Annotated in this window: 23 protein-coding genes; 6 read left to right on the top strand and 17 right to left on the bottom strand. The window is 44.0% G+C overall.

Going from position 1 to position 25868, the window contains the following annotated elements; translation table 11 throughout:
- The first annotated feature begins 107 nt into the window (after positions 1-107).
- From rcsF to ACRRS1_RS07190, 6 genes are all read left to right on the top strand, one after another.
- Entirely contained in the window at positions 108-473 is a 366-nt protein-coding gene (gene rcsF, locus ACRRS1_RS07215; protein ID WP_432453830.1) for an Rcs stress response system protein RcsF, read from the top strand.
- A complete protein-coding gene (gene tsaA, locus ACRRS1_RS07210; RefSeq protein WP_432468087.1) occupies positions 428-1198 on the top strand; it encodes a tRNA (N6-threonylcarbamoyladenosine(37)-N6)-methyltransferase TrmO in 771 nt (256 codons plus the stop codon). Before rcsF ends, tsaA begins: the two co-directional genes overlap by 46 nt.
- Positions 1188-1808: an acyltransferase gene (locus ACRRS1_RS07205; RefSeq protein ID WP_432453832.1), complete on the top strand. Its 621-nt coding sequence runs from the start codon at positions 1188-1190 to the stop codon at positions 1806-1808. The genes tsaA and ACRRS1_RS07205 overlap by 11 nt, the downstream gene beginning before the upstream one ends.
- 62 nt (positions 1809-1870) lie before the next feature.
- Positions 1871-3571, top strand: a complete 1701-nt coding sequence (locus ACRRS1_RS07200) for a proline--tRNA ligase (RefSeq protein WP_432462865.1) — start codon at positions 1871-1873, stop codon at positions 3569-3571.
- A gap of 106 nt (positions 3572-3677) precedes the next feature.
- Positions 3678-4823 (top strand): patatin-like phospholipase family protein, encoded by a 1146-nt coding sequence (locus ACRRS1_RS07195; RefSeq protein ID WP_432453834.1) that lies wholly within the window; start codon positions 3678-3680, stop codon positions 4821-4823.
- Positions 4824-4888: 65 nt separating this feature from the next.
- On the top strand, positions 4889-5794 hold the full coding sequence (locus ACRRS1_RS07190) for a GGDEF domain-containing protein (RefSeq protein ID WP_432468088.1): 906 nt from the start codon (positions 4889-4891) through the stop codon (positions 5792-5794).
- Between the two features lie 189 nt (positions 5795-5983).
- Here the strand turns inward: ACRRS1_RS07190 and tilS are convergent, their stop codons facing one another.
- The 17 genes from tilS to tsf all read right to left on the bottom strand — a co-directional run bounded on the left by tilS (position 5984) and on the right by tsf (position 25849).
- Complete coding sequence (tilS, locus tag ACRRS1_RS07185) at positions 5984-7306, bottom strand: tRNA lysidine(34) synthetase TilS (protein WP_432468089.1); 1323 nt, start codon at positions 7304-7306, stop codon at positions 5984-5986.
- Positions 7307-7362: 56 nt separating this feature from the next.
- Positions 7363-8316: an acetyl-CoA carboxylase carboxyl transferase subunit alpha gene (gene accA / locus ACRRS1_RS07180; RefSeq protein WP_432453837.1), complete on the bottom strand. Its 954-nt coding sequence runs from the start codon at positions 8314-8316 to the stop codon at positions 7363-7365.
- 12 nt (positions 8317-8328) lie between these two features.
- Complete coding sequence (gene dnaE, locus ACRRS1_RS07175) at positions 8329-11754, bottom strand: DNA polymerase III subunit alpha (RefSeq protein ID WP_432461102.1); 3426 nt, start codon at positions 11752-11754, stop codon at positions 8329-8331.
- 60 nt (positions 11755-11814) lie between these two features.
- Entirely contained in the window at positions 11815-12411 is a 597-nt protein-coding gene (gene rnhB, locus ACRRS1_RS07170) for a ribonuclease HII (RefSeq protein ID WP_432468090.1), read from the bottom strand.
- Positions 12412-12441: 30 nt separating this feature from the next.
- The gene (lpxB, locus tag ACRRS1_RS07165) at positions 12442-13587 is read right to left on the bottom strand and encodes a lipid-A-disaccharide synthase (protein ID WP_432468091.1); all 1146 of its coding nucleotides are present in this window, start codon (positions 13585-13587) and stop codon (positions 12442-12444) included.
- A 474-nt stretch (positions 13588-14061) separates the two neighbouring features.
- A complete protein-coding gene (gene lpxA, locus ACRRS1_RS07160; RefSeq protein WP_432453840.1) occupies positions 14062-14850 on the bottom strand; it encodes an acyl-ACP--UDP-N-acetylglucosamine O-acyltransferase in 789 nt (262 codons plus the stop codon).
- A gap of 12 nt (positions 14851-14862) precedes the next feature.
- A complete protein-coding gene (gene fabZ, locus ACRRS1_RS07155) occupies positions 14863-15318 on the bottom strand; it encodes a 3-hydroxyacyl-ACP dehydratase FabZ (protein ID WP_432459006.1) in 456 nt (151 codons plus the stop codon).
- A gap of 17 nt (positions 15319-15335) precedes the next feature.
- Complete coding sequence (gene lpxD, locus ACRRS1_RS07150) at positions 15336-16361, bottom strand: UDP-3-O-(3-hydroxymyristoyl)glucosamine N-acyltransferase (RefSeq protein WP_432462860.1); 1026 nt, start codon at positions 16359-16361, stop codon at positions 15336-15338.
- A 2-nt stretch (positions 16362-16363) separates the two neighbouring features.
- A complete protein-coding gene (locus ACRRS1_RS07145) occupies positions 16364-16873 on the bottom strand; it encodes an OmpH family outer membrane protein (protein WP_432453843.1) in 510 nt (169 codons plus the stop codon).
- Positions 16874-16894: 21 nt separating this feature from the next.
- Entirely contained in the window at positions 16895-19324 is a 2430-nt protein-coding gene (bamA, locus tag ACRRS1_RS07140; RefSeq protein ID WP_432453844.1) for an outer membrane protein assembly factor BamA, read from the bottom strand.
- Between the two features lie 28 nt (positions 19325-19352).
- A complete protein-coding gene (rseP, locus tag ACRRS1_RS07135; RefSeq protein WP_432464694.1) occupies positions 19353-20705 on the bottom strand; it encodes a sigma E protease regulator RseP in 1353 nt (450 codons plus the stop codon).
- Positions 20702-21904, bottom strand: a complete 1203-nt coding sequence (gene ispC / locus ACRRS1_RS07130; protein ID WP_432468092.1) for a 1-deoxy-D-xylulose-5-phosphate reductoisomerase — start codon at positions 21902-21904, stop codon at positions 20702-20704. The genes rseP and ispC overlap by 4 nt, the downstream gene beginning before the upstream one ends.
- A 6-nt stretch (positions 21905-21910) precedes the next feature.
- Positions 21911-22753, bottom strand: coding sequence for a phosphatidate cytidylyltransferase (locus ACRRS1_RS07125; RefSeq protein WP_432453847.1), 843 nt, complete (start codon positions 22751-22753; stop codon positions 21911-21913).
- A complete protein-coding gene (gene uppS / locus ACRRS1_RS07120; RefSeq protein ID WP_432453848.1) occupies positions 22746-23537 on the bottom strand; it encodes a polyprenyl diphosphate synthase in 792 nt (263 codons plus the stop codon). The genes ACRRS1_RS07125 and uppS overlap by 8 nt, the downstream gene beginning before the upstream one ends.
- A 68-nt stretch (positions 23538-23605) precedes the next feature.
- A complete protein-coding gene (gene frr / locus ACRRS1_RS07115; protein ID WP_432453849.1) occupies positions 23606-24163 on the bottom strand; it encodes a ribosome recycling factor in 558 nt (185 codons plus the stop codon).
- A gap of 11 nt (positions 24164-24174) precedes the next feature.
- Complete coding sequence (gene pyrH, locus ACRRS1_RS07110) at positions 24175-24924, bottom strand: UMP kinase (protein WP_432453850.1); 750 nt, start codon at positions 24922-24924, stop codon at positions 24175-24177.
- A 76-nt stretch (positions 24925-25000) separates the two neighbouring features.
- Positions 25001-25849: a translation elongation factor Ts gene (gene tsf / locus ACRRS1_RS07105; RefSeq protein ID WP_432453851.1), complete on the bottom strand. Its 849-nt coding sequence runs from the start codon at positions 25847-25849 to the stop codon at positions 25001-25003.
- Positions 25850-25868: the final 19 nt, after the last annotated feature.

Raw genomic sequence — 25868 nt, 5'->3', positions numbered from 1 at the left:
GCAAGTGCAACAAAGTGATGGTATAATAAACCTCAAATTATCAATAAGTACATCTCTAATCTCTCAAGCGATGACTCAGTTCAAGTTAAATAACTATTAGGAAGATTATGCGCCAATTATTTCTTGCCGCACTGGCCATAACGGCTACAGCTTGTAGCGGTAATTACTCTTTCAACAGCAATATCGACAAACAAAATTTCGATAACTATCTGCCCGCGGCCAATGTTACTATCTACGCAGAAGAACATATTGACCCTTTAAATTCAGAATACTTAGGTATTATAGAAGGTGTGAGTTGCCAAGAAAAAGTCAATCAAGCGCCACCTCAAATGGTCGATGCGCGTAATGATTTACGTGAACAAGCGGCCGCACTAGGCGCAAATGCTGTCGTCATTCAGCAGTGTTATCCCATTAATGAGCCTCCAGCATGCCTAGCGATGCTGAGTTGTTTCGGAAAAGCTTACAAGATTTAGAATTTATGAGCCTGACCATTGAGCCTTTAGGCTATATTCAGTCACCATACGCTGAGAAATTTTCAGTCCCTCGACAACCCGGTTTAGTCACTGCAATCTCGACTCAACTGATATTTACAGCACCTTTCAATGATCTCGACATGCTCGATGAAATTGAGCAGTTTAGTCACTTTTGGTTAATGTTTGCTTTCCATCAAAACATTTCAGCTGGTTGGAAAGCCAAAGTTCGTCCCCCACGTTTAGGCGGTAATAAAAAAGTCGGCGTATTGGCTTCTCGCTCAAGTTTTAGACCGAATCATCTTGGACTCTCACTGATGGAACTAAGCCATGTAGAACGCAATACAAGCGCCCCAGTGTTACATTTTAAAGGTGGGGATTTGGTTCACGGCACCCCAATATATGATGTTAAACCCTACCTTCCCTATAGTGACAGTGTTATCGACGCAAAAGCAGGCTATGCACAAAACCAACCCAGATCAGAATTATCTGTTGGCTGGACAGACACCGCGAAACAACAAGCGCTGCAGCTTAATATAAACACCGAACAATCTTTAGTCATCGAGCAAGTCTTAGCGCAAGATCCGCGACCCGCTTATAAACGCCTTAAACTGGATGACAAAGTTTATGGCGTGAGACTCTACCAATTTAACCTTCGCTGGCAGGTATTCGGTTTACCTTCAGAAGCGCAGCAGTTACTTATTCTGTCGGTGCAGCATGCCTGTTAAGCCACCCGACTATCAGAGCCAACATAAGCAACGTTTGGCATGGATGCCCTGGTTATATTTTAAACTCAAAGCGAAACACCTAGAGTGGGCAACACCTTGGCAACAGCAACTACAACAACAACTAAGTGCTCTGGAAACCGTTGCTTTTGGAGAACATTGCTTCATCGCCCCCGACGCCCAACTATTTGCAGAACCGGGTCGAAACATTGAACTTGGCGCACGCACTTTCGTGGCCGCTCAATGCTTTTTGCATGGGCCTATTCAAATCGGAGAAGATGTTGCCATTAATCATGGCTGCTCAATTGATGGCGGGAAGAAGGGCGTAACCATTGGCAACCACAGCCGAATCGCCAATGGCGTTAAAATATACGCCTTTAATCATGGCATGCATCCTGACACCCCTGTTTGGCAACAAAACAATACCTCGAAAGGCATTCGTATCGGCCAAGATGTTTGGGTTGGTGCTAATTGTTGTATCATTGATGGTGTCACGATTGCAGACCATGCGGTCATTGGTATGGGCTCGGTGATCACCAAAGATATTCCCAAATGGGCGATTGTTGCCGGAAACCCTGCAAAAATCATCGGTGACCGACGTGACAAGGCCTGACAGACAATAGTTAGCCTGCTACAATCGCCGCAATTTACTACTAATAAAATGAAAGGACAGATATGCGTTCTAGCAAATATCTTCTGGCTACCCAGAAAGAAACGCCAAGTGATGCTGAGATTGTATCTCATCAATTGATGCTACGTGCAGGCATGGTTAGAAAGCTGGCCTCAGGTCTTTACACTTGGCTCCCTAATGGCTTGCGAGTGCTTTCTAAAGTTGAACAAATTGTTCGTGAAGAAATGAACGCCAGTGGTTCTGTTGAGATCCGTATGCCAGTTGTTCAACCAAGTGATTTATGGCATGAAACCGGTCGCTGGGACAAATTTGGTCCCGAGTTATTACGTTTTAAAGACCGCCATTCACGCGATTTTGTATTAGGCCCAACCCACGAAGAAGTGGTCACAGAACTAGTCCGAAAAGAGATTAATAGCTACAAGCAACTGCCGCTAAATCTTTATCAAATTCAAACCAAATTCCGTGATGAAGTCCGTCCTCGTTTTGGTGTGATGCGCTCGCGTGAATTCTTGATGAAAGATGCCTACTCTTTCCATTTGTCTGAAGAGTCCTTACAAGAGACTTATGATGAGATGCATGCAAGCTATTGTCGTATTTTTGAACGCCTAGGCTTAGAGTATCGCCCCGTATTAGCCGATACGGGTAGCATTGGTGGTAGTCATTCACACGAATTTCACGTACTTGCAGAGTCAGGCGAGGATGCAATTGTGTTCTCTGATGGCAGTGATTACGCCGCCAATATTGAAAAAGCCGAAGCGCTTCCTCCTAAAGGTGAGCGTGCGATGCCAAGTCAAGAGATGCGCGAAGTTGCGACCCCTAATGCAAAAACCATCGCTGAATTAGTAGAGCAATTTGAGCTTAACATTGAACAAACAGTGAAGACCCTGATTGTTAAAGCAAGTGAAACATCAGAGCACCAACTTATCGCGCTAATTCTTCGAGGCGATCACGAGCTTAACGAAATTAAAGCCGAAAAACTTGAGCTAGTTGCAGCGCCTTTAGAGTTTGCCAGTGAAGAAGAGATTCGAGCAGTCATTGGTGCAGGTCCAGGCTCCCTCGGTCCAGTCAATTTAGCAATCCCAGTAATTGTCGATAGAAGTGCCGCACACTGCAGTGACTTTGGCGCGGGAGCAAACATCGATGATAAGCACTTCTTTGGTATTAACTGGGATCGCGATGTCGCCCTTGGAGAGGTTGCTGATTTACGCAATGTCATTGAAGGTGACCCCAGCCCTTGCGGTTCTGGTACACTTTCGATTAAACGAGGGATTGAAGTTGGCCATATTTTCCAACTAGGCGAAGCTTATGCCAAATCGATGAATGCTGCTGTTCTCAACGAGCAAGGAAAAAATCAAGTCCTTACCATGGGCTGTTACGGCATTGGCATATCGCGTATCGTTGCCGCAGCAATCGAGCAAAACAATGATAAATACGGCATTACTTGGCCGGAAGCCATCGCGCCGTTTACCCTTGCGATCGTTCCCATGAACATGCATAAATCTCATCGGGTTCAAGAAGTCGCCAACAAGCTTTATGAAGAAGCCAAACAGCGCGGAATCGAAGTATTATTTGATGATCGCAAAGAACGCCCAGGCGTGATGTTTGCCGACATTGAGTTAATTGGAATTCCACATGTAATTGTAATTGGTGATCGTAGTTTGGATAAAGGTGTAATTGAATACAAAAACCGACGCAGTGGTGAAAAGGTTGAAGTAACCATTGAGCAAGTTTTTGAACAATTTTAATCCGCAACCTGCAAACTTTAGAAGCTGGCTATAGCCAGCTTTTTTATTGTCGTTTGTCCTGATGCTCCAAACAAACGTTTATAAATGGCTGTGCTAACATATAATTATGGATCCAAAAGCTAATAACCACACCAATAAAAAAGTCGCTTTAGTACTCACAGGAGGAGGGGCTAGAGCTGCCTATCAAGTCGGGGTACTCAAGGCTATTGCCGAACAATATCCTCGTAATCACGCCAGTCCTTTTCAAATTATTTGTGGTACTTCAGCGGGGGCGATTAATGCAACCGCGCTAGCGGTTTATGCATCTTGCTTTCGACTTGGCGTTAAAAAACTCGAATATATTTGGCGAAACTTTCATTGTAAACAAGTATTCAAAACTGACGGCCTCACGATTGCCAAACAATTGTCGTCTCTGCTTTGTAAAAGCTTACATGCCGATTATGGCCGTCAACATGGATTTTCACTGTTAAACAACGAACCCTTACAACAATTACTCAATAACTATCTCAACTACAAGCGAATAGACCAAAATATCGCAAGTAAACATTTACATGCCTTAGCGGTTACCGCTTCAAATTATCAAGACGGTAACTCACTATCATTCTTTCAAGCTGAAGAGGCTCAGCAAAACTGGCAGCGAGCACGAAGATTAGGTCATAAGACCCAAATCCACACAACCCACTTGCTAGCATCTGCCGCTATTCCCTTAATCTTCCCTGCTGCAAAAGTAGGACAAGATTACTACGGCGATGGTTCGATTCATCAGCTTTGCCCCCTCAGCCCAGCCATCCACTTAGGCGCAGATAAAATAGTCACCATCCACTTAGAGCAACAACGTCGCTCATCATCAATGCTGACTCCCCTAGCGCCGAATAGCGCTGCAATTGCAGGTCATTTGTTGGATTCAATCTTTTCCGACACCTTAAACTCAGATCTAGAGCGGCTCGAACGAATTAATCGCACCATCGAACTTCTCAGCGAACAACAACAACAGCAATTAAACTTACGACCGATTACAAGCCTCAGCATTAAACCAAGCATTGATTTTGACCAACTCGCCCACAACTATTACCAGCACCTCCCTTTAAGCGTCAAGCTAATGCTAGCCACTCTTGGGATTAAACAAGCTAAACCCTCTTCAATTACCAGCTTTTTGATGTTTGAACAAGCCTACACCACTTGCTTACTCAACCATGGCTATAAAGACGCATCAGCACAGATTGACAAGATTTTGACTTTTATTCAGGATTAATTGGCCCAAGATTTGCTTTATATCTAATAGAGCAGCGTTATTGACGCCGATTTAAAGATTTAACGATGAGTAAAGTCACTATGGATTCTCTACAATTAGCGCAAAATGAAGTAGTAAGTCATGGAAAAGTATCGCATTTTCCTAATGACGCGAAGCTAAATCCTATACAAAAACTGAGTATTATAGACTCCCTACAAGAAAGCTTGCAGCTAGAGGAGCTACTGCAAAACTTTGCCGCTATGGCAACTCGCTTTGTGAATTTTTCTGCTTTGCGTCTAGTGAGTGACGATATCCAACAGCAAGTGAGCCTGTTTGAAGGACAACGCTATTATCGTAGCTTTAGCCTAAACCATAAACAAAATAGCTTAGCCATTGCGACCTTTACTCGTGACACTCCCTTTCAACAAGGCGAGATATCAAAACTCCGCCAACTAGTCCAGTTGCTTCAATTGCCATTAAAACATGCCTTACAAATTAATCGCTTACAAGAGCGAGTCAGAAATGACTATTTAACAGGTATTGGTAATCGAGCCCATTTCGACGAATCATTGAATACCTCAATTAAACAGCAAACGAGGCAAAACCAGCAACAAGATGCAGGTCTCGTATTAATGCTACTAGACCTAAATAAGTTCAAAGAAATTAACGATACACTTGGGCATCCAGTGGGAGATCAAGTACTCATCAGCTTTGCGCAGGTGTTACAATCTGTCATCCGTAGCGGTGACCAAGCTTTTCGGATCGGCGGCGATGAATTTGCCATGCTACTCAGACCCGCGACCGAACAGTCGGCGCGAATGGTGATCAATCGTTTGAATCAAGAGCTACAAAATACTCCTTTATTAGCCCAATATAATGTTTCGGCCAGTATCGGTGTGAGTTCTTGGACACCAGGATTAGATAGTAAGCAATTAATCCAACAGGCCGATACTCAGCTCTATGCAGATAAGTCTGACACACAAAAAAATTAATAGCTTAGGGGATCGGATCTAGCAAGGCAGCTAGCGCTTGAAGCCTCATCATTGCGATTATTTATCACTAAAACTGTCTTGGGCCGAAATGAATGACAAGTAATATTTAAAAGAAATGCTTGGGCCCTTCGCTTCGCTCAGAAATGCCCATGTAACTTATCTCAATCAAGCAAAGACAAATACTGTAGCTTAATGACTCGCCTGCCATTTTAGCCTTATCCCTTCAGAACGCTCAGCTAGAAATGCTTTACTCGTGTAGAGATCGGCAATTGCGACCAAGTGCTCATCATAAAATACAAAAGGGATGCGATTACGCAACCAAGGTTTTAAATGTGCTTCTTGCAATAATTTTTTAATACTTCGATGCCCATGACGCTCTGCAGAATTAAAACTATCGATGCTTAACTCATCACGAAAACGAATAGAAACTCGTTGCGCTGAACCAGGCGGCAATAAACGGCCACCTTTGTGCCAACTTAAACGACTTCCATTTTGTAACTCCAAACAGGGTTGCGCATTCATATCCCAGACATCTACTTCTGACTGTTCAAATAGACTAGCTTTATCGACTAAATAAAGCCGCCCTTTAAATCGGCGGATCTGACCCTGCGGCAACGAGATCGTCACCTTAGCATCAGCTTTAGCCTGACATTGCACGACTACTTGTTGCAGCTGAGCCTGACTCGGATAAGACCAGCTCTGGGCATTCAGCCAAAATCGCAACACATTCTTACAACGCGCCTCAGATAATAGTAATAATTGAGCACAATCTATCGAGTCTGCAAGCGCACAATTTCGCATATCACTTTCGGCAAGTTCGTCAATTAGGTGTTTAGATTCCTGTAGATGGGTAACACTTCGCTGCACTGTCTGGAGTAGTTGAGGCCAACGCTGAGTGAGCTCGGGTAAGACTTGATGGCGTAAAAAATTACGGTCAAATTGCATCGATTGATTGCTCGGATCTTCAATCCAAGATAAGTCTGATTCTTGAGCATAACACTGTAAATCAGCGCGAGTTGAAACCAATAGAGGCCGAAATAGATGTCCTTGGGCAAAACGGCGACAATCTGGCATTGCCGCTAAACCGCTTAAGCCACTCCCCCTTTTTAAGGCAAGCATCAAAGTTTCAAACTGATCATCCGCATGATGTGCGGTTAATAACAAGCTCTCACTATCAACATGTTTTGCTAATGCCGCATAACGAGCAGTTCGCGCAGCAGCTTCAATACTTTCTCGGGGTTTTATTTGAAGCTCGGCAGACTCCGCGACAAAAGGCACACCGAACAGTTCAGCTTGTTCTTGGCAATGTCGCTGCCATTGCTTCGCCTGTTGTTGTAAACCGTGATTCACATGAACCGCAACAAGTGCTATATGAGGGTGTTTAGTGAAAAGTTGCTGGCTAAGTTTAAGCAATACACTAGAGTCTAATCCACCACTATAAGCGACCACTACCTTGGTAAATGGAATATCCAGTTTAGTAAAAGACCGCTCAAAGTTGCGAAAAAGTGACACTGCTAATCCTAGAAAAACGGGCATTGAAGCCTTTAAGGCTCAATGCCAATAAACAGTTAACAGTAACCGTAGGACATCAAACGCTGGTAGCGTTGCTCAAGCAAGGTTTCAACGTCTAAAGCCGTTAACGTTTCCAAATCACTCAATAGCTTGATTTTCAGGTTATGCGCCATCATTGCCACATCACGATGTGCTCCGCCCAATGGTTCCACAACGATGTCATCAATTAGATCCAGCTCTTTAAGTCGTTCTGAAGTAATGCCCATTGCATCGGCAGCAACCGGAGCCTTATCGGCACTCTTCCATAAAATAGACGCGCAGCCTTCTGGAGAAATAACCGAATAAGTACTGTATTGCAACATATTGACTCGATCACCGACGCCAATCGCTAAAGCACCACCGGAACCGCCTTCACCAATCACGGTACAAATCGTGGGGACCTTAAGGCCAGACATCACCAATAAGTTTTTGGCAATCGCTTCACTTTGCCCACGCTCTTCTGCTCCTACACCAGGGTAAGCCCCTGGAGTATCAATAAAAGTGATAATGGGCATTTTAAAGCGCTCAGCCATTTCCATTAAACGAAGGGCTTTACGATAGCCTTCAGGCTTTGGCATACCAAAATTTCGTCGAATTTTCTCTTTGGTTTCGCGACCTTTTTGCTGACCAATCACCATCACCGGTTGGCCATCCAAACGCGCCATCCCGCCAATAATAGCTTCGTCGTTGGCATAAGCGCGATCACCGGCCAATTCATCAAAATCAGTGAATATATGCTCAATATAATCAAGCATATAAGGACGATTGGGATGACGCGCTAACTGCGCAACTTGCCAAGCACCTAAATCTGAAAATATTTTTTTTGTTAAATCGTTTTGTTTTTCCTGTAAACGAGAAATTTCATCTTGTAGATCAACATCTACAGAATCTTCATTCACAATACGTAACTCTTCGATTTGTGCTTGCAGCTCGGCAATCGGCTGCTCAAACTCTAGAAAATTGGGATTCATATAATCTTATTCTTAATTAAATTCTAGGGTGACTTGCTGTTGTCCCAATAGTTGGGTCAACGCCTCTATTAAATCTTCACTCGGCGTAATCCGCCAGTCGGTGCCTAAGCTTAACATGCCGCTGGCGCGATCGCCCTCATAACTTATCGTGACCGGACAAGTCCCCGCGCGATAAGGCTCTAAAATTGTGTAAAAACGTTGCCAAAAAACTTCACTAAGCTGCTCACAAGACAAGCTTAAATGTAAGTTCTTCATCCAACGCTCACGAGCCGTCGACAGATCCATGACTTCTCTAGCTGTCATTTTAATGCCTCCGGAGAAATCATCAACGCTGACCTGTCCCTGAATCACCAACATGCGATCTTTCTCGAGTAATTCTTGATAGGTTTCAAAAGCTTCGCTAAAGAACATAATATCTAAGCGGGCACTTTTATCATCCAGCTGAATCAGTCCCATCTTCGAGCCCCGCTTGGTCATCATCACTCGCGTGGATAATACCAAACCAGCCACCGTAGAAGTGGTATCTCGAGACGTTGGACGAATATCCACTAAGCGGCCAGAGGTATAATGTCGAAACTCTTTAATATAACGATTCACCGGATGGCCAGTAAGATACAAACCAAGGGTTTCTTTTTCTCCCTCCAACCAAACTTTTTCGCTCCACTTGGGCTGTTCCACAAAGCTAGGCCGAACATCATCTTCAACCGTCAACACCCCAAACAAATCTTCTTGACCTCGAGCCGTGTCTTGGGCTTGCTGGGCAGCGGCCTTCATTGCCGAGGGTAAGGTCGCCATCAGCGCAGCGCGGTGTGGGCCAAGTTTATCCAAGGCTCCAGCCATAATGAGCTTTTCAATGACTCGACGATTAATTTTTTTCAGGTCCAGTCGGCTGCAGAAATCGAACAAATCAATAAATGGTCGGTCTTGCCGAGCGGCCAAAATAGCCTCAATTGGACCTTCCCCAACCCCTTTAATCGCACCGATCCCGTAAACAATTTGTTCTTGCTCATTTACCGAAAACTTAAATAAGCCAGTATTTACATCGGGCGGCACTAACTGCAAGCCCATATTGCTACACTCGTCCACTAAGGTAACAATTTTGTCGGTATTATCCATATCCGCCGACATCACCGCAGCCATGAAATAAGCTGGATAATGGGTCTTCATCCATAGCGTTTGGTAGGAAACTAAAGCATAAGCTGCCGAGTGAGACTTATTGAAGCCATAACCAGCAAATTTTTCTACCAAATCAAAAATCTTCATGGCCAACTCGCCGTCGACATTATTTTTGATAGCGCCATCTTCAAATACCGCGCGCTGCTTTGCCATTTCCTCGGGTTTTTTCTTACCCATTGCACGACGCAACATATCTGCGCCGCCAAGCGTATAACCAGCCAGAACCTGAGCAATCTGCATCACTTGTTCTTGATATAAGATGATGCCATAGGTCGGTTCGAGGATCGGCTTCAAGCTTTCGTGCTGCCAAGTTTCATCGGGATAAGACACCACTTCGCGGCCATGTTTCCGCTCGATGAAGTTGTCCACCATGCCCGACTGCAGCGGTCCCGGACGAAATAAAGCCACCAGTGCAATCATATCTTCGAAGCAATCGGGTTTGAGCCGCTTGATCAAATCTTTCATCCCGCGAGATTCCAGCTGGAACACAGCGGTGGTTTGGCAAGCTTGCAAGACCTTAAACGACTTCGGGTCGGTGGTGGAAATCGCTGCAATATCAATGGGCGGTTCACCCTTTGCCTGCAACACTGGATTCAACATATCCAGAGCCCACTGGATAATGGTTAAAGTTCTTAAGCCCAGAAAGTCAAACTTAACTAAACCAGCATATTCAACATCGTTCTTATCAAATTGGGTTACGGGATTCTTACCTTCCGCATCACAATAAAGCGGAGCGAAGTCGGTAATTGTGGTGGGTGAGATCACCACCCCCCCGGCGTGTTTACCAGCGTTTCGCGTGACGCCTTCAAGAACCCTAGCCATGTCGATGAGTTCACGAACTTCTTCGTCACTATCATACAGCTCTGGTAGCCGAGGTTCCGCTTCGAACGCTTTGGCCAAGGTCATTCCTGGATCAGGTGGAATAAGTTTAGAAATTCGATCCACAAAACCATAAGGGTGGCCAAGCACCCTCCCTACATCGCGAACCACCGCCTTAGCAGCCATGGTACCGAAAGTGATAATCTGTGATACCGCATCACGACCGTATAATTCAGCAACGTGGTCGATCACCTCGTCGCGTCGGTCCATACAGAAATCAACATCGAAATCAGGCATTGAAACCCGTTCGGGATTCAAAAAACGTTCGAATAATAGATCATATTCTAAGGGATCTAAATCAGTGATTTTTTGTGCATAAGCCACCAAAGAACCGGCACCAGAACCCCGCCCCGGCCCCACCGGAATATTGTTATCCTTACTCCATTGGATAAACTCCATTACGATAAGAAAGTAACCGGGAAATCCCATTTGATTAATTACGTCAAGTTCAATCTGTAAACGTTCGTCATACTCGGGGCGACGCTGTTTACGTACTTCGGGATCAGGAAATAAAAACTCAAGCCGCTCTTCCAAACCATCCCGCGACACCTGACAAAAATATTCATCGATGGGAAGACCGCCAGTCGGGAAATCAGGTAAGAAATACTCCCCTAAACGTATTGTCACGTTACAACGTTTAGCGATTTCTACCGAATTTTGCAGAGCCTCGGGAATATCAGCAAACAATGCCAACATATCTTGTTCACTACGCAAGTATTGCTGAGAGCTATATTTTTTAGGTCGACGGCTATCATCGATGGCAAAGCCATCATGGATAGCAACCCTCACTTCATGAGGTTGGAATTGCTCTTCTTCTAAAAAAACCACTTCATTGGTTGCGACAACTGGCAACTGACGTTGACTGGCTAGTTCAACCGCCATATGTAAATAATTTTCTTCGTCTGAGCGACCCGTGCGGATCAATTCAAGAAAGAAATTATCAGGGAATACTTGTTGGTAGAAGTTGATACAACTTTCTACCAGCGGCTGATTCCCCTTTAGCAAAGCTTTACCCACATCCCCTTGACGCCCACCAGAAAGAACAATAACACCAGGGGCATATTCGACAAGCCAGGCTTTATCAATCACTGGCTTCCCTTGAAACTGACCGCGCAAATATGCTCGAGAAATCAGCATCGTGATATTTTGATAGCCTTGGTTATCTTTAGCGAGTAATACCAAGCGAAATAAATCATCAGCAAAGTCATCGGATCTAACAAAAAAATCACAACCGATTATTGGCTTAATACCTTGGTTATGCGCTTCGCCATAAAACTTCACTAAACCACAAAAGTTTGTCTGATCGGTCAACGCAATCGCTGGCATATCCATTTCTGCCGCTTTCGCAACAATCGGTTTCACTTTTTTCAGGCCGTCAAGCATAGAAAAATCGGAGTGAACCCGCAGATGCACAAAAGCTGGTGATTTAACGCTATCTGACAACTAAAGATCTCCTAATACGTTTTTAACGGGTTTGAAACTACGACGGTGCTCTTCAATTGGGCCATATTCTTTTAATTTTGCCAAATGTACTGCCGTTGGATAGCCTTTATGTTTGGCAAATTGATACTTTGGGTACTTTAAATCTAACTGATTCATCTCTTCGTCCCGAACCACCTTAGCGATAATAGAAGCGGCGCTAATTTCAGCGACTAAACCATCCCCTTTGACAATCGCCTGACATGGTATGTTCAGCTGTGGCTCTCGATTCCCATCGATTAATGCAAATTCAGGCTGAACCGAGAGGGCTGCAACTGCCCGACTCATCGCGAGCATAGTCGCGTGAAGAATATTTAGTTGATCAATTTCTGCTGGTGATGCACGGCCAATAGCCCAACATATTGCATCTTGGCGGATCAGCTCGGCTAACTGCGTTCTTTTCTTCTCGGAAAGTTTTTTCGAGTCATTCAAGCCCATAATCGGTCTTTGCTTATCTAAGATAACCGCTGCGGTCACCACATCGCCCACTAAAGGGCCTCGACCCACTTCGTCAACGCCAGCAAAAACTGTAAAGCCTGAAGGATATACAAATTGTGTCATGAATACTCCAATGAAGGGCAACGCCAGAGTTTAGCTATTGATCACATCAATCACGGCTTTAGCTGCTTTTTGATCGGCACCGCACCGAATAATTTGATGTAACTGAGTAAACTTGGCCAATAATTGACGATTATCCCCACTTAACAAACGACTGAGTTCCGCAACAATATTGTCACTGGTACAATCATCTTGCACGAATTCTTGAACAATCATGTTATCCGCTAATAGATTAGGTAAAGCGGCAAATTTAGCTTTTACAATTAACTTGGCGATTCGATAAGTTAGCGCTTTAAATCGGTAAGCCACCACCATTGGACGCTTCACCAACATCGCTTCCAATGTTGCCGTCCCGGAGGCTAACAAAATCGCATCTGCGGCTGTCATCGCCATCCGCGCTTGACCATCCAGCAACAAAATATCTAAGTCGGGGGCATGTTCCGCGATCAATAACTCAAACTGTTGACGCCTTCTCGGGTTGACCATCGGGGCGACAAGCTGCAAGCCGGGGAGCTCTGCCGACAAGCGTTTTGCTACATCTAAAAAAACCGGGCTGAGTAGTGCAATTTCGGCATTGCGGCTTCCCGGCAAAATGGCCAAAACTTGACGATGCGGGTCTAAACCCAATTGCTGAGTTGCCGGCAACTGAGGATTGTCCAATGGTATTTGGTCGGCCAAGGTATGACCGATGAACTCACAGGGAACATCAAAACGCTGATAAAAATCTTTTTCAAAGGGTAAAAATACCAAAATCTTATTGCAGCCTTGCTTAATTTTAAAGACTCGTTTCTGCTTCCATGCCCAAACCGAAGGACTCACGTAATGAACGGTCTTTATCCCTTGTTTATGTAATTTCAGTTCAACACCCAAATTAAAATCAGGTGCATCAATTCCAATATATACATCGGGAGGTGTTGCTAAATAATGCGAAATGAGTTGCTTACGTATTTTTAAGATCCGCGGCAAACGTCCTAATACTTCCACTAGGCCCATCACCGAGAGCTCTTCCATATCGAATAATGGCTCACAACCTTGTGCTTGCATCAATGGCCCTGCAATACCTGTAAAGCGAGCATTAGGATAATACTGCTTCAGCGCTGCAATTAAACCGGCCCCTAAAATATCACCGGAAACTTCGCCAACAACAATGGCAATGTGTAAATTATCTTTATTTATCATTATGTTATATTTTTAAGACTCTAACATTCACATATTGGGCTCATTGGCGAGCAAAATAAATAGTTTAAAACAGTAAGCAAATTAAGCCATCTAAACAGCCGCCAGCATAATACCACAAGCAAATAAAAATGCCTGAGCATATTCCGAGCAGCCCCTCGGCACATCGTCATCGATAGGCGCTTACTTGCTTCACTTCTGAGCAGACCCCACTCCTTTCATTAAAACCGTGTCGCAGCCTTTTGTTTAATTAGCAGCTAAAAACCCTTCTCTCTGAAGATCCGCAAACCGGTGCAATAAATAGGCGAATAAGGCCAATGCCGGGTCTTATATATAAGAAATAGAGAATAGAATTTAAAATGCCGTGCGGGAGGATGCTTTGATGCTCAAATTTGCTTTTGAGCGATACTCGTAGGACGTCATCATTATGGGCTTTGGCAAATCAAACCCCATAATGATCGGTTTAAATAGACCTCATTAGCGAACGATGCCACGACCGTTTTCTTTAAGGAAATCAGCTAGTAATTTCACCTCAGGAAATTGCTCAGCGGAAAGCTCTATCTGGGTCAAAGCTTGCTCTAGCGTATTACCACTACGGTACAACACCTTATACGCTTGGCGAATAGCCTTAATGGCATCCTTACTAAAACCGCGACGTAATAAGCCTTCGGTATTCACCGCAACTGGTCGCGCGTAGTTACCCACAGCCATCACGTAAGGAGGAATGTCTTTATTTACCGCAGCGCAGCCACCGACAAATGCGTAAGAACCAACTTTGCCAAACTGATGGATCGCAGCCTGCCCCCCAAAAATAACATTATCGCCAATCGTGACATGGCCAGCCAAGGTCGCGTTATTCGCAAAAATACAACCGTTACCAACCACACAATCATGAGCAACATGAGCGTTAATCATAAATAAGCAATTGTTACCGATTTTAGTGATACTTTTATCTTGGGCTGTACCACGGTGGATCGTAACACTTTCACGGATGGTATTATTATCGCCAATTTCAAGATAAGTATCTTCACCCGCATATTTCAGATCTTGGCAATCTTCTCCTACCGAAGCAAACTGAAAAATACGGTTATTTTTGCCAATTTTAGTGTGCCCTTTAATCACAACATGCGAGGCAATCTGACAGTTTTCACCAATTTCCACATCACCACGAATAATGGTAAAAGCGCCCACTTGGGTATTTGCCCCAATGTTTACATCACCCTCAATGATCGCGCTAGGATGGATGACTGCAGTACTGTCTATCATAACTTGTTCTACCTATTTGAAAGCGCGGCGAGCACACATAATTTCGGCACTACAGACCACTTCATCGTCGACTTTAGCGACACAATTAAACTTACCCACGCCTCGACGGTCACGTAACAATTCAACTTCCAAATGTAATACATCCCCTGGCCCGACAGGTCTTTTAAAACGCGCACCATCAATACCTGCAAAATAGTAAAGCTCGTTTTCTGCAGGTTTTGTGGTTGATTTAAAGGCCAGAATCCCAGTACATTGGGCTAAAGCTTCTAATATTAAAACACCGGGAAACACTGGTTGACTAGGAAAATGTCCAGTAAAAAACGGTTCATTATAAGTCACATTTTTAACCGCATGTAAGGTTTTTCCGGCTTCGAAATCAAGGACTCGATCAACTAACAGGAATGGATACCGATGCGGTAATAATTCCATAATATCTTGAATTTCTAAGCGATTTAATTTACTGGTCACAATCTATTCCTAAGTTTTTAATCTTGCTGTGCGTCTAATTTACGCTCTAAGCTCACAATACGTTTATGCATCTCGTCTATTTGAGTTAAACGAGCCATCGACTTCCGCCATTGTCGATTTGCTTGGATTGGCATGCCAGAAGAGAACATACCTGGCTCACTAATCGATTTAGTCACCATCGAATAACCTGTAACCGTAACATGATCACAAATACTAATATGGCCATTAATACCAACACCACCACCAATAATACAATAACGGCCAATATGAGTACTTCCGGCAATACCAGTGGTCCCCGCAATGGCGGTACCACAACCAATCGTCACGTTATGTGCAATATGCACTTGGTTATCGATGATGACGTTGTCTTCGATAATCGTGTTGTCTAAAGCGCCTCGGTCGATCGATACGGAAGCGCCGATCTCAACTTTATCGCCAATCACAACGCTACCGACTTGAGGGATCTTAAGCCATTGACCTTGCTTATTGGCATAACCAAAGCCATCGCTACCGATCACGGTGTTACTTTGGATCAGGCAATCACGGCCTAATTCAACGCGGTGGTAAATACAACTATTTGGCCACAACTTAGTATTGGCTCCGATTTTTGCAGAACAGCCAATAAAACAACCGGCACCAACTTGTACACCATCACCAAGAATAACACCACTTTCGATGACCGCATTCGGGCCAATACTAACGTCTTTACCCAACTGAACGTCTTCACCAATCACGGCACTATCAGCAACACCGGTAGCACAGCGAGGGGTGTCATCAAATAGCTGAGCGAGTAAAGCGTAGCTCACATAAGGATCATCACTCAGTAATACATTGCCAGTGAAATCCGCTGCATCGCTCGGACTCAAGATTAAGGCACCAGCCTTACAACTGGCCAACAAAGGCTTGTATTTCGCATTAGTTAAAAAACTAATTTCTTGCTCACTGGCTATTTCAAAAGGCGCAATACGAGTAATAATTTGCTCTGCGTTCCCTTTTATAGATAAGCCAAGCTGCTCAGCAATTTGGCCAAGGCTCAAAGACATAGTTACTTGCTCTTACTCACTTGTTGAATAACTTGTTTGGTAATATCTAATGCATCAACTGAATAGGCTGTCGCATCTAACGGCAATACCAAGTCATAACCTTTAGATTTAGAAACGGCAACAACCGCATCTTGAACTTTAACCATCAGTTTTTGCTGCTCTTCGGCACCGCGACGACGCTGATCTTCTTCTAAGTTTTTACGCTTAATTTTATACTCAGCCTGCATGGTTTCTAATTGACGGGTTATTTTGGTCACCTCTTGCTGACCCAACAATTCACCATCTTTCTCACGCTTATCATACAAACGCTGCATTTCGGCTTCTAAAGAACGAACCGCTTGTACTCGCACTTCAAATTCGTCTTTCAAGCTTTTCTGTAATGCATCTCGCTGTGGTAACTGCTTAAACACCTCTGCAATATTGATCACAGCAATCTTGGTATCAGCAAGCACGCTAAAGCTAGGGATGCTGATCGTTGCAGCTAAGGCAACAGCAGTAATTAGTTTTTTCAAAAGATGACTCCTAAATCAAAATTAAAAAGTTTGGCCAATATTAAACGAGAACGTTTCTGAGCGATCGCCCTCATAACTCTTAATTGGTTTAGCTAATGAGAATACCAAGGGGCCCATCGGCGAGAGCCATTGAATCGATACCCCAACAGACGCTCGGATCCTATCGAGTGACGAGTAATCACCAAAGCGCTCACAATAGCTTGTACACTGCATTTGACTGTACTTATCATAATCAAATTCAGTATCCCATACCGTACCAACATCGACAAAAGCAGAGCTGCGCACTTGACGAATATAGGCTTCATCTAAAAACGGCGTCGGGAAAATTATTTCCGCGCTACCGACGGCAATCGCATTACCACCCACCGAATCTTCGGAAGCTGCGATTTGATTGCTACCACCAGCACCAACTACATATAGCGCTCGGGGACCGACAGAATTAGAACGGAAACCTCTAAGGCTTGAATAACCTCCGGCATAGAAGTTTTCAAAAAATGGTAATATTTGGTCATTGCCGTCAACTTGCCCATAACCGTTACCATAGCCAACTTTGCCTCGCAGAGAGAAGGTCCAATCATGATTATCGGTAATCGGGAAAAAGTGACGGGTATCAAAACTCATTTTGAAATACTGAACATCTGAGCTCGGCACCGTTATTTTAGTATTAAAGGATTGAGACGAACCGGAAGTGGGCATCGAACCATTATTCAAGGTATTTCGCGTCCAACCCAGTGTAGTATCAAGACTCAGGAAAGTTAACGAGCCATCATCATTTCGGTGATTGGAATAAATATTCCAGAACTGTTGAACCTGAGCATAAGCGTTCAATTGCGAAATTTTATTTTGTTCCAGTCCAAGGCTTAAACTTAAACGGTTATCTTCATTCACCGGAAAACCTAATGTGCCTCGCAAGCCAATTGTTTCGTTATTATAATCGACGATCCCTGCTTCTGAGGCCTCAAAATCGGTGTAGTAGAAACGACCACCAAAACTAACCCCGTCTTTGGTAAAATAGGGGTCGGTGAAATTCACATCGAAATTTTTCGAATACTTATTGGTACTAACATTAACCCCAGCTTTGTTACCCGTTCCCAAAAAGTTATCTTGCTGTACCCCAGCAGATAAACTCAGACCGGATTCTGTACCAAAACCGATCCCCGCGTTAAACGAGCCCGACGGCTGCTCTTTCACTGAGAAATTAACATCGACTTTATCATTGGTTCCTGGAACTTTTACCGTCTCAACTTCTACCGTTTCAAAAAAACCAAGACGACTTAAACGCGAGCGCGACTGTTCGACCAAACGACTGGATAACCAAGTGCCCTCAAATTGTCGCATCTCACGACGTAGAACTTCATCTTTGGTAATGGTATTGCCACTAAAGTTAACCCGGCGTACATAAATACGATTCCCAGGGTCAACATTAATATTAAGGACTACCGTTTTATCTTCATCATTTATCACAGGAAAGACATTCACCTGTGGATAAGCATAACCATAACGACCTAAAAACTTAGACAACAAGTCTTCCGTTTTAGTCACTTCTGCCCCACTGTATGTATCGTCAGGCTTAATTGTCACTAAGCCATTCATCTCGTCACCTTTATCCAAAAGGTTACCAGAAAGCTCGACTTTTTCGACCTTATAGATCTCGCCCTCATCAACGTTGATGGTGATATAGATACCTTTTTTATCTGGCGTTAACGCAACTTGGGTCGAGTCCACCTTAAACCTGATATAACCCCGGTCATAATAGAAGCTATTGATCGTTTCTAAATCACCAGCCAATTTCTGTTTTTGGTATTTTTTATCGGCTAGAATATTCCACCAAGGGGCTCGGTCGGTCAGACTAATGCGCTTCAGTAACTCTCCTGAAGAAAATTTCTTATTGCCAATAATATTGATTTGTTGAATTTCAGCTGAAAGGCCTTCCTGAAAGTTAAATTTCAAGTCAACCCTGTTGCGTGGAAGCGGCGTGACAATGGCCGTTACCCGAGCGCTGTATTTACCAACACTGTAATAAAAGTCTTCGAGGCTCTTTTCAATATTGCGTAAATTGGTCTTATCTAATGGTTCACCCACTTTGATCCCAGAAGAGCGCAACGACTCTTCCAACTGCTCAGTTTTAATATCTTTGTTACCTGAGTATTCAATATTACTCACAGTCGGTCTTTCTAAGACTTTAAAAATCAGGGTCTGGTCATCGCGAAAGACTTTAACATCTTCGAAATTACCACTGCCATATAAACGCTTAATGCTATCGCTGATTTGCCCACTATCAACGTCATCACCAATACGTAGCGGAATCTGTAATAACGCGGCCCCCAACGAAACCCGTTGTAATCCTTCAATACGAATGTCTGCAACCGTAAACGCAGATTCACTTTCAGCAAAAGATGAACCAGTAATACAAGCCAGAATGAGTCCAACAACTAACTGCTTTTTGAACATAAGAAAAGAAAACGTCCTATTAAATTTGTTATAAGCGCATAACATCGTTAAAAATAGCCAGCCCCATAAGCGCCATGACTAATGCTGCACCGATCCTAAAACCTATCTCTTGTACACGCTCTGAAACCGGTTTACCTGTCACCGCTTCAATCGCAAAAAATACCAAATGACCACCATCAAGTACCGGCAATGGAAATAGATTAATAATGCCCAAATTGATACTGACCAAGGCTATAAACCCTAAAAAATAAACTAAACCATAATCAGCCGTTGCTCCCGCACCCTTAGCAATAGAGATTGGGCCGCTAAGGTTATCTAATGAAACAACCCCTGTCACTAATTTACCAATCATTACGATGGTCAATTTACTTAAATGCCAAGTTCGTTCCAAGGATTTACCAATTGATTCAAAAAAACCATAATGTAAATCAATACGATATTCTTCTGGGTAGTTCGCCACTTCTGGTGCTAAACCGACATATCCGGTGACAACACCTTGATACTCTCGACTCTCCGGAGAAATACTAATCAGTTGCTTTTGTCCATTCCTAGCCAACTCTAATTGTAATGTTTGTGAAGGCCTAGCCTGAACATATTTAACAAACTCTTGCCACTGGCTTAATCTTTGGCCATCAACAGCCACTAAGCGGTCACCCACTTGAATCCCCGCTAGGTCTGCAGGCTTACCATTCACCACCTGAGCCACCAGTAAAGAAACTTCAGGACTATATGGCCGTAGGCCTAAACTCAGGATGGGGCTCTGTTGCTGACTATCTAAGTGCCAATCCTGAGTATCCAAAATTATCGTAGATTCTCGGCTGGAGTGTGCTTGTCTCACTTTAAAGGCTAATGAGTCACTACCGAGGTGACTCACTAAAGCAAGGTTGACACTCTCCCAATCTAGGGTGCGCTGATCAGCAATAGCAATGATCTCCTGACCCGCACGTAAACCCGCTTGACTCGCCACACTATTGGCTTCGATATCGCCCAAGATTGGTTTAACCGCAGGAACACCAATCACAAACATCAACCAAAAAGCCAAAATTGCCAGAGCGAAGTTAGCTACAGGTCCAGCAGCAACGATTGCACTACGCTGAGTTAAACTCTTATTATTGAAAGCTTGCGAACGAAACTCTGCTGCGACTGGCGCGACACGTTCATCAAGCATTTTAACATAGCCACCTAAAGGAATGAGCGCAACCACATACTCGGTGCCATCCGTACCCGTTTTCCGCCAAAGAGCCTTTCCAAAACCGATCGAAAATCGTTCAACTTTTACCCCACAACGTCTAGCCACCCAAAAGTGACCAAATTCATGTACGGTAACCAAAATGCCCAAAGTAATAACAAAAAAGGAGGCATTCCAAATCACATCGTTCATCCACAGATCCTTTTTATCACTTTACCAGCGTGCATTCGTGCCCATTGGTCGACCTCAAGTAACACCGAAAGTTCCGAGTCTTGACCCATATACGATAAATCATCTAAACAAACGCTTACAACGTCAGCGATCTGTGTGAATTTTATTCGTTTCGCTAAAAAGGCACTCACAGCTTGCTCGTTGGCCGCATTCAAACAAGTGGTTGCGGTTTGACTGTCATAACAAGCATCGATCGCCAACTTCAAACAAGGATAACGGGAAAAGTCGGGAGGGGTAAAGGTTAACTCTCCAAGGCTAAAAAAATCTAAAGGCGCTACGCCCGAAACTTGGCGCTGTGGGTAAGCCATCACATGCGCAATTGGAGTCGCCATATCCGGCTGGCCCATTTGCGCCAATACCGAACCATCGCAGTACTGCACCATCGAGTGAATAATCGATTGGGGATGAATAATCACATCAATTTGTTTTGGTTGGGTATTAAATAATCGTTTCGCTTCAATATACTCCAAACCTTTATTCATCATCGTTGCAGAATCAACCGAAATTTTTTGGCCCATACTCCAATTGGGATGTGCGCAGGCTTGCTTTGGTGTAACGCTAGAAAGCATAGCAACATCAGAACGTAGAAACGGACCACCGGAACCAGTCAACAAAATTTTATTGATACCCTGTTGTTTTAAATCACAGTATCCCAGAGATTGCTGAACCGCTTCAGGCATACATTGATAGATGGCATTATGTTCACTATCAACGGGTAATACTTTCGCACCACTAGTACGCGCAGCATCCATAAAAATGGCACCACTCATCACCAAGGCTTCTTTGTTCGCCAATAAGACTGTTTTACCTGCCTGAACTGCTGCCAAAGTCGGTAACAAACCAGCAGCACCAACGATGGCCGCCATCACCATATCAACTTCAGGTTCTGCCGCTAACTGAACGATTGAGTCAGCATCACTAAGCACTTCGGTATCAAGCGCTAAATCTCTTAAAGCGATACGGAGCTGCTGGTTACTTTCGGCGTCAGCCATAACTGCAAATTTAGGCTGAAACTCAACACAAATAGCCAGCATTGCAGCAACATTCCAGCCCCCACTTACTCCAAACAGCTGGTAAGCGTTAGGATTTTCTCGCACAACTTTCAAGGTACTCGCACCAATAGAACCAGTCACACCCAAAATAACCAAGGTTTTAGTCATTAGCGCTTACATCCAATGTAGGAAGAAAAATGCAAATACCGGCATTGCAGCCGTTAAACTATCGATCCGGTCGAGCAAACCACCATGCCCAGGTAACAAGGTGCCACTATCCTTAATCCCTGCTTGACGTTTAAACATACTCTCAACCAAATCCCCAACAACAGAAGCTAACACCGTACATGCACTGGCGATAACTAACACCAATGTTTTACCTTCGGGAATATCTAAAAAGACCAAAGCTGCAATAGTGACAACACTTGCAAACAGTAAACCGCCAAGCAAACCCTCGATGGTCTTCTTAGGGCTCACATTTTTAGCCAGTTTTCGTTTACCAAAACGCTTACCTACAAAATAGGCGCCGCTATCAGCCGCCCATACCAACGAAAACACATACACGACCCAAGCACCACCCACAAGTGGATTATCCTCGTCGATAGAGCGTAAAAACAGTAACGACCAGAAGAACGGAACGAGTACAATCAAGCCAACCATGACTTTAAAGAAATGATTGTTATGCCAAAATTTTGCTCGATATGGAAATGAAGCCAATAAATAAACGCTAGCGGACCAAGCGATAACGGCGACCGCCAGCAATCCACTAAACCATATGGAGTGAGCGACCAAGCTTAACGGTATCTGCCAGAGACTAAGTCCAAATACCAAGCAAAAAATCAAAAAGAAGCTAAGGCGTTGATTGTTTTTATCGGAAACAACCCGCGACCATTCACGCGCGGCAAGTAAGATGACCAAGGCAAATACTAAGCCTAAACCGAAAAGCGGCAATTTAAAAATAGCGGCAAGCACTAGCGGTGCCAATACCAATGCGGTGATGATTCGTTGCTTAAGCAAAATGACCCTCATTAAACTGATTATTCTTAAGCTGCGCCTGTAACTGTTCACCAGTGCAACCAAATCGACGCTCGCGACTCACGAAGGCGGCAACAGCATCGCTAAATGCTCGCTCATCAAAGTCTGGCCATAAAACATCACAAAAATACAATTCAGCGTAGGCTACCTGCCACAACAAAAAGTTGCTGATACGGTGATCCCCACCAGTTCTAATCAACAAGTCGACATCGCCTGCGGTTTCTAGCCCCATCACTTCAGAAAAGCGTTGCTCAGTCATATCCTCGATATCCAACGAACCTTCTTGTACTTGCCTGGCCAACAACTGACTGGCATGTAATATATCCCATCGCCCACCGTAGTTGGCAGCAATATTCAGCACTAGACCATCGTTATCCGCAGTATCACTCTGCGCTTGAGCAATACGCTGTTGTAGTTTCTGACTAAAGCGAGAAGTATCGCCAATTATTCGTAGTTGTACATTATTGTTTTTAAGTTTTTTAACTTCACGTTGCAAAACAGTTAAAAACAAATTCATCAAACTTGACACTTCTTCTTCGGGACGGCGCCAGTTTTCGCTACTAAAAGCGAACAAGGTCAAGGTTTGAATTTTTAATTGTGAAGCTAAACTAACAGCACGCCTTACCGACTTAACCCCAGCCTGATGGCCAAACATTCGCATTTTACCGCGTTGTTTCGCCCAGCGCCCATTGCCATCCATAATGATGGCCACATGTTTCGGCATGGCGTCTTTAATTGGTAATTGCTGTTCTTCGGATACCGTCATTATCACTACTCGTACTTACAAAAAAAAACCGTGTTCCAAGACACGGCTAATTTCCAATCCCAAAATGCTTAAACTTCCAGCAATTCAGCTTCTTTTGCAGCTAAAGCCTCGTCGACTAATTTTACCGCTGCATCAGTAATTTTTTGAATGTCGTCCTGCGCTCTACGATCATCATCTTCGCCGATTTCTTTCTCTTTCAGCAAGTCTTTAATGTCACCATTTGCGTCACGACGAATATTACGCACTGCTACCCGAGCCTGCTCTGCTTCCGCGCGAACAATTTTAATCAAATCACGACGACGTTCTTCGGTCAACATTGGCAACGGAATGCGAATCAAGGTACCCGCGGAAGACGGATTTAAGCCGAGATCTGAACTCATAATCGCTTTTTCTACCGCACTAATCAAACTCGCATCGAATACCGTTACGGTTAAGGTTCGCGAATCTTCGGTTGACACATTACCCACTTGTTTTAGAGGCGTATCAACACCGTAATAAGGAACCATAATGCCATCTAAAAGACTAGTATGAGCCCGTCCAGTTCTAACTTTCGACATCTGAGTTTTAAGCGATTCAATACTTTTGCTCATACGAACTTGAGCATCTTCTTTAATTGCGTTAATCACGATAACTATCCCTACTCTGTTTCAGCGTTCTTTGATATACGATGAATGGTGGTCCCTTCATCAGCGCCCATAACAACGTTTTTCAAACTACCTGGAGTATTCATATTAAAAACACGAATCGGTAGATTGTGGTCACGAGCCAACGTGAAGGCGGCCAAGTCCATCACTTTTAATTCTTTTTCTAAGACTTCGTTGTAGTCTAATTCTCGGTACAAGCTTGCACTCGGATCTTTAACTGGATCGGCAGTAAATACCCCATCCACCTTGGTTCCCTTTAGCACGGCTTCAGCTTCAATTTCAATGCCACGTAAACAAGCCGCAGAATCGGTGGTGAAGAAAGGATTACCAGTACCCGCAGAAAAAATAACCACCTTCCCCGCTTTAAGGTTACCAATAGCATCGGCCCAATTATATGAATCACACACGCCATTCAACTCAATTGCTGACATAAGGCGAGCATTCACAAAATTTCGATGAAGAGCGTCACGCATCGCTAGCCCGTTCATCACGGTGGCTAACATCCCCATGTGATCGCCAACAACCCGATTCATTCCTGCTTTGGCGAGGCCTTCACCTCTAAACAAGTTGCCACCACCAATAACCAGCCCGACTTGAACCCCTAGTTCCACCAGCTCTTTAATTTCAAGAGCCATCCGGTCTAATACTTTGGGATCAATGCCAAAACCCTCTTCACCCATTAAGGCTTCACCTGAAAGTTTTAAAAGAATACGACGATATGCAGGTTTAGGATTGGTACTCATAGTGATGATGTTCTCTCATTGATAAAGAATACAAGAAGGTTGCGGCATGATACCGCAACCTGAGCGACAACTAAAATTACTTTTTAGCTGCTGCGATTTGTGCCGCAACTTCAGCCGCAAAATCTTCTTCTTTTTTCTCGATGCCTTCGCCAACTTCTAGACGAATGAAACCAGCAACAGTCGCGCCTTTTTCTTTCAAAATGGCACCAACAGTTTTCTTTGGTTCCATAATAAATGCTTGACCGGTTAGAGAGATTTCGCCGGTGAATTTTTTCATACGGCCGGTTACCATTTTCTCAGCGATATCTGCAGGCTTGCCTTCGTTCATGGCAATTTCGATTTGCAGTTTTTTCTCTTTTTCAACAACGTCAGCTGGGACGTCATCAGCAGAAAGATACTCAGGTTTAGAAGCAGCTACGTGCATCGCTACGTGCTTAAGCGTTTCGGCATCCGCTTCACCAGTAACAGCAACACCAATACGCTCACCGTGACGATATGAAGCAATTGGAGCACCATCTAAGTATTCAACACGGCGAATTGAAATATTTTCACCGATTTTAGCCACTAACTGAACGCGTTCTTCTTCAAAACTAGCTTTCAAAGTCTCGATGTCAGTTTTTTCTGCAGCTGCAGCTTCAGCTACCTTCTCAGCAAACGCTGTAAAGTTAGCATCTTTGGCTACGAAGTCAGTTTGACAGTTAACTTCTAACAAGGCCGCAAAACCGGCACCTTGTTTAATAATGATTGCGCCATCAGCAGCAATGTTACCAGCTTTTTTAGCAGCTTTAGCGGCACCGCTTTTACGCATATTATCAATCGCTAACTCGATGTCGCCATCAGTTTCAGTCAACGCTTTTTTACAATCCATCATGCCTGCGCCAGTACGGTCGCGCAGTTCTTTTACTTGGGCAGCAGTAATTGCCATTTGTTTGATCCTCGATTAT

It is taken from the genome of Agarivorans sp. Z349TD_8 (genome assembly GCF_050870825.2).
In the GTDB taxonomy this organism is placed as follows: Bacteria; Pseudomonadota; Gammaproteobacteria; order Enterobacterales; family Celerinatantimonadaceae; genus Agarivorans.
Note: the sequence above shows the minus strand (reverse complement) of the source record. Positions and strands in the feature narration are given on the sequence as shown.

What these genes read in the sequence shown, in the direction of transcription:
- dnaE (WP_432461102.1), bottom strand. Translation starts at nt 11,754, where the DNA reads ATGCTTGACGGCCTGAAAAAAGTGAAACCGATTGTTGCGAAAGCGGCA.
- lpxD (WP_432462860.1), bottom strand. Translation starts at nt 16,361, where the DNA reads ATGTCTTTGAGCCTTGGCCAAATTGCTGAGCAGCTTGGCTTATCTATA.
- rseP (WP_432464694.1), bottom strand. Translation starts at nt 20,705, where the DNA reads ATGAACGATGTGATTTGGAATGCCTCCTTTTTTGTTATTACTTTGGGC.
- rcsF (WP_432453830.1), top strand. Translation starts at nt 108, where the DNA reads ATGCGCCAATTATTTCTTGCCGCACTGGCCATAACGGCTACAGCTTGT.
- uppS (WP_432453848.1), bottom strand. Translation starts at nt 23,537, where the DNA reads ATGACGGTATCCGAAGAACAGCAATTACCAATTAAAGACGCCATGCCG.
- lpxB (WP_432468091.1), bottom strand. Translation starts at nt 13,587, where the DNA reads ATGATAAATAAAGATAATTTACACATTGCCATTGTTGTTGGCGAAGTT.
- lpxA (WP_432453840.1), bottom strand. Translation starts at nt 14,850, where the DNA reads ATGATAGACAGTACTGCAGTCATCCATCCTAGCGCGATCATTGAGGGT.
- ACRRS1_RS07195 (WP_432453834.1), top strand. Translation starts at nt 3,678, where the DNA reads ATGGATCCAAAAGCTAATAACCACACCAATAAAAAAGTCGCTTTAGTA.
- ispC (WP_432468092.1), bottom strand. Translation starts at nt 21,904, where the DNA reads ATGACTAAAACCTTGGTTATTTTGGGTGTGACTGGTTCTATTGGTGCG.
- bamA (WP_432453844.1), bottom strand. Translation starts at nt 19,324, where the DNA reads ATGTTCAAAAAGCAGTTAGTTGTTGGACTCATTCTGGCTTGTATTACT.
- accA (WP_432453837.1), bottom strand. Translation starts at nt 8,316, where the DNA reads ATGAATCCCAATTTTCTAGAGTTTGAGCAGCCGATTGCCGAGCTGCAA.
- ACRRS1_RS07200 (WP_432462865.1), top strand. Translation starts at nt 1,871, where the DNA reads ATGCGTTCTAGCAAATATCTTCTGGCTACCCAGAAAGAAACGCCAAGT.
- ACRRS1_RS07205 (WP_432453832.1), top strand. Translation starts at nt 1,188, where the DNA reads ATGCCTGTTAAGCCACCCGACTATCAGAGCCAACATAAGCAACGTTTG.
- tsaA (WP_432468087.1), top strand. Translation starts at nt 428, where the DNA reads ATGCCTAGCGATGCTGAGTTGTTTCGGAAAAGCTTACAAGATTTAGAA.
- rnhB (WP_432468090.1), bottom strand. Translation starts at nt 12,411, where the DNA reads ATGACACAATTTGTATATCCTTCAGGCTTTACAGTTTTTGCTGGCGTT.
- ACRRS1_RS07190 (WP_432468088.1), top strand. Translation starts at nt 4,889, where the DNA reads ATGAGTAAAGTCACTATGGATTCTCTACAATTAGCGCAAAATGAAGTA.
- tsf (WP_432453851.1), bottom strand. Translation starts at nt 25,849, where the DNA reads ATGGCAATTACTGCTGCCCAAGTAAAAGAACTGCGCGACCGTACTGGC.
- pyrH (WP_432453850.1), bottom strand. Translation starts at nt 24,924, where the DNA reads ATGAGTACCAATCCTAAACCTGCATATCGTCGTATTCTTTTAAAACTT.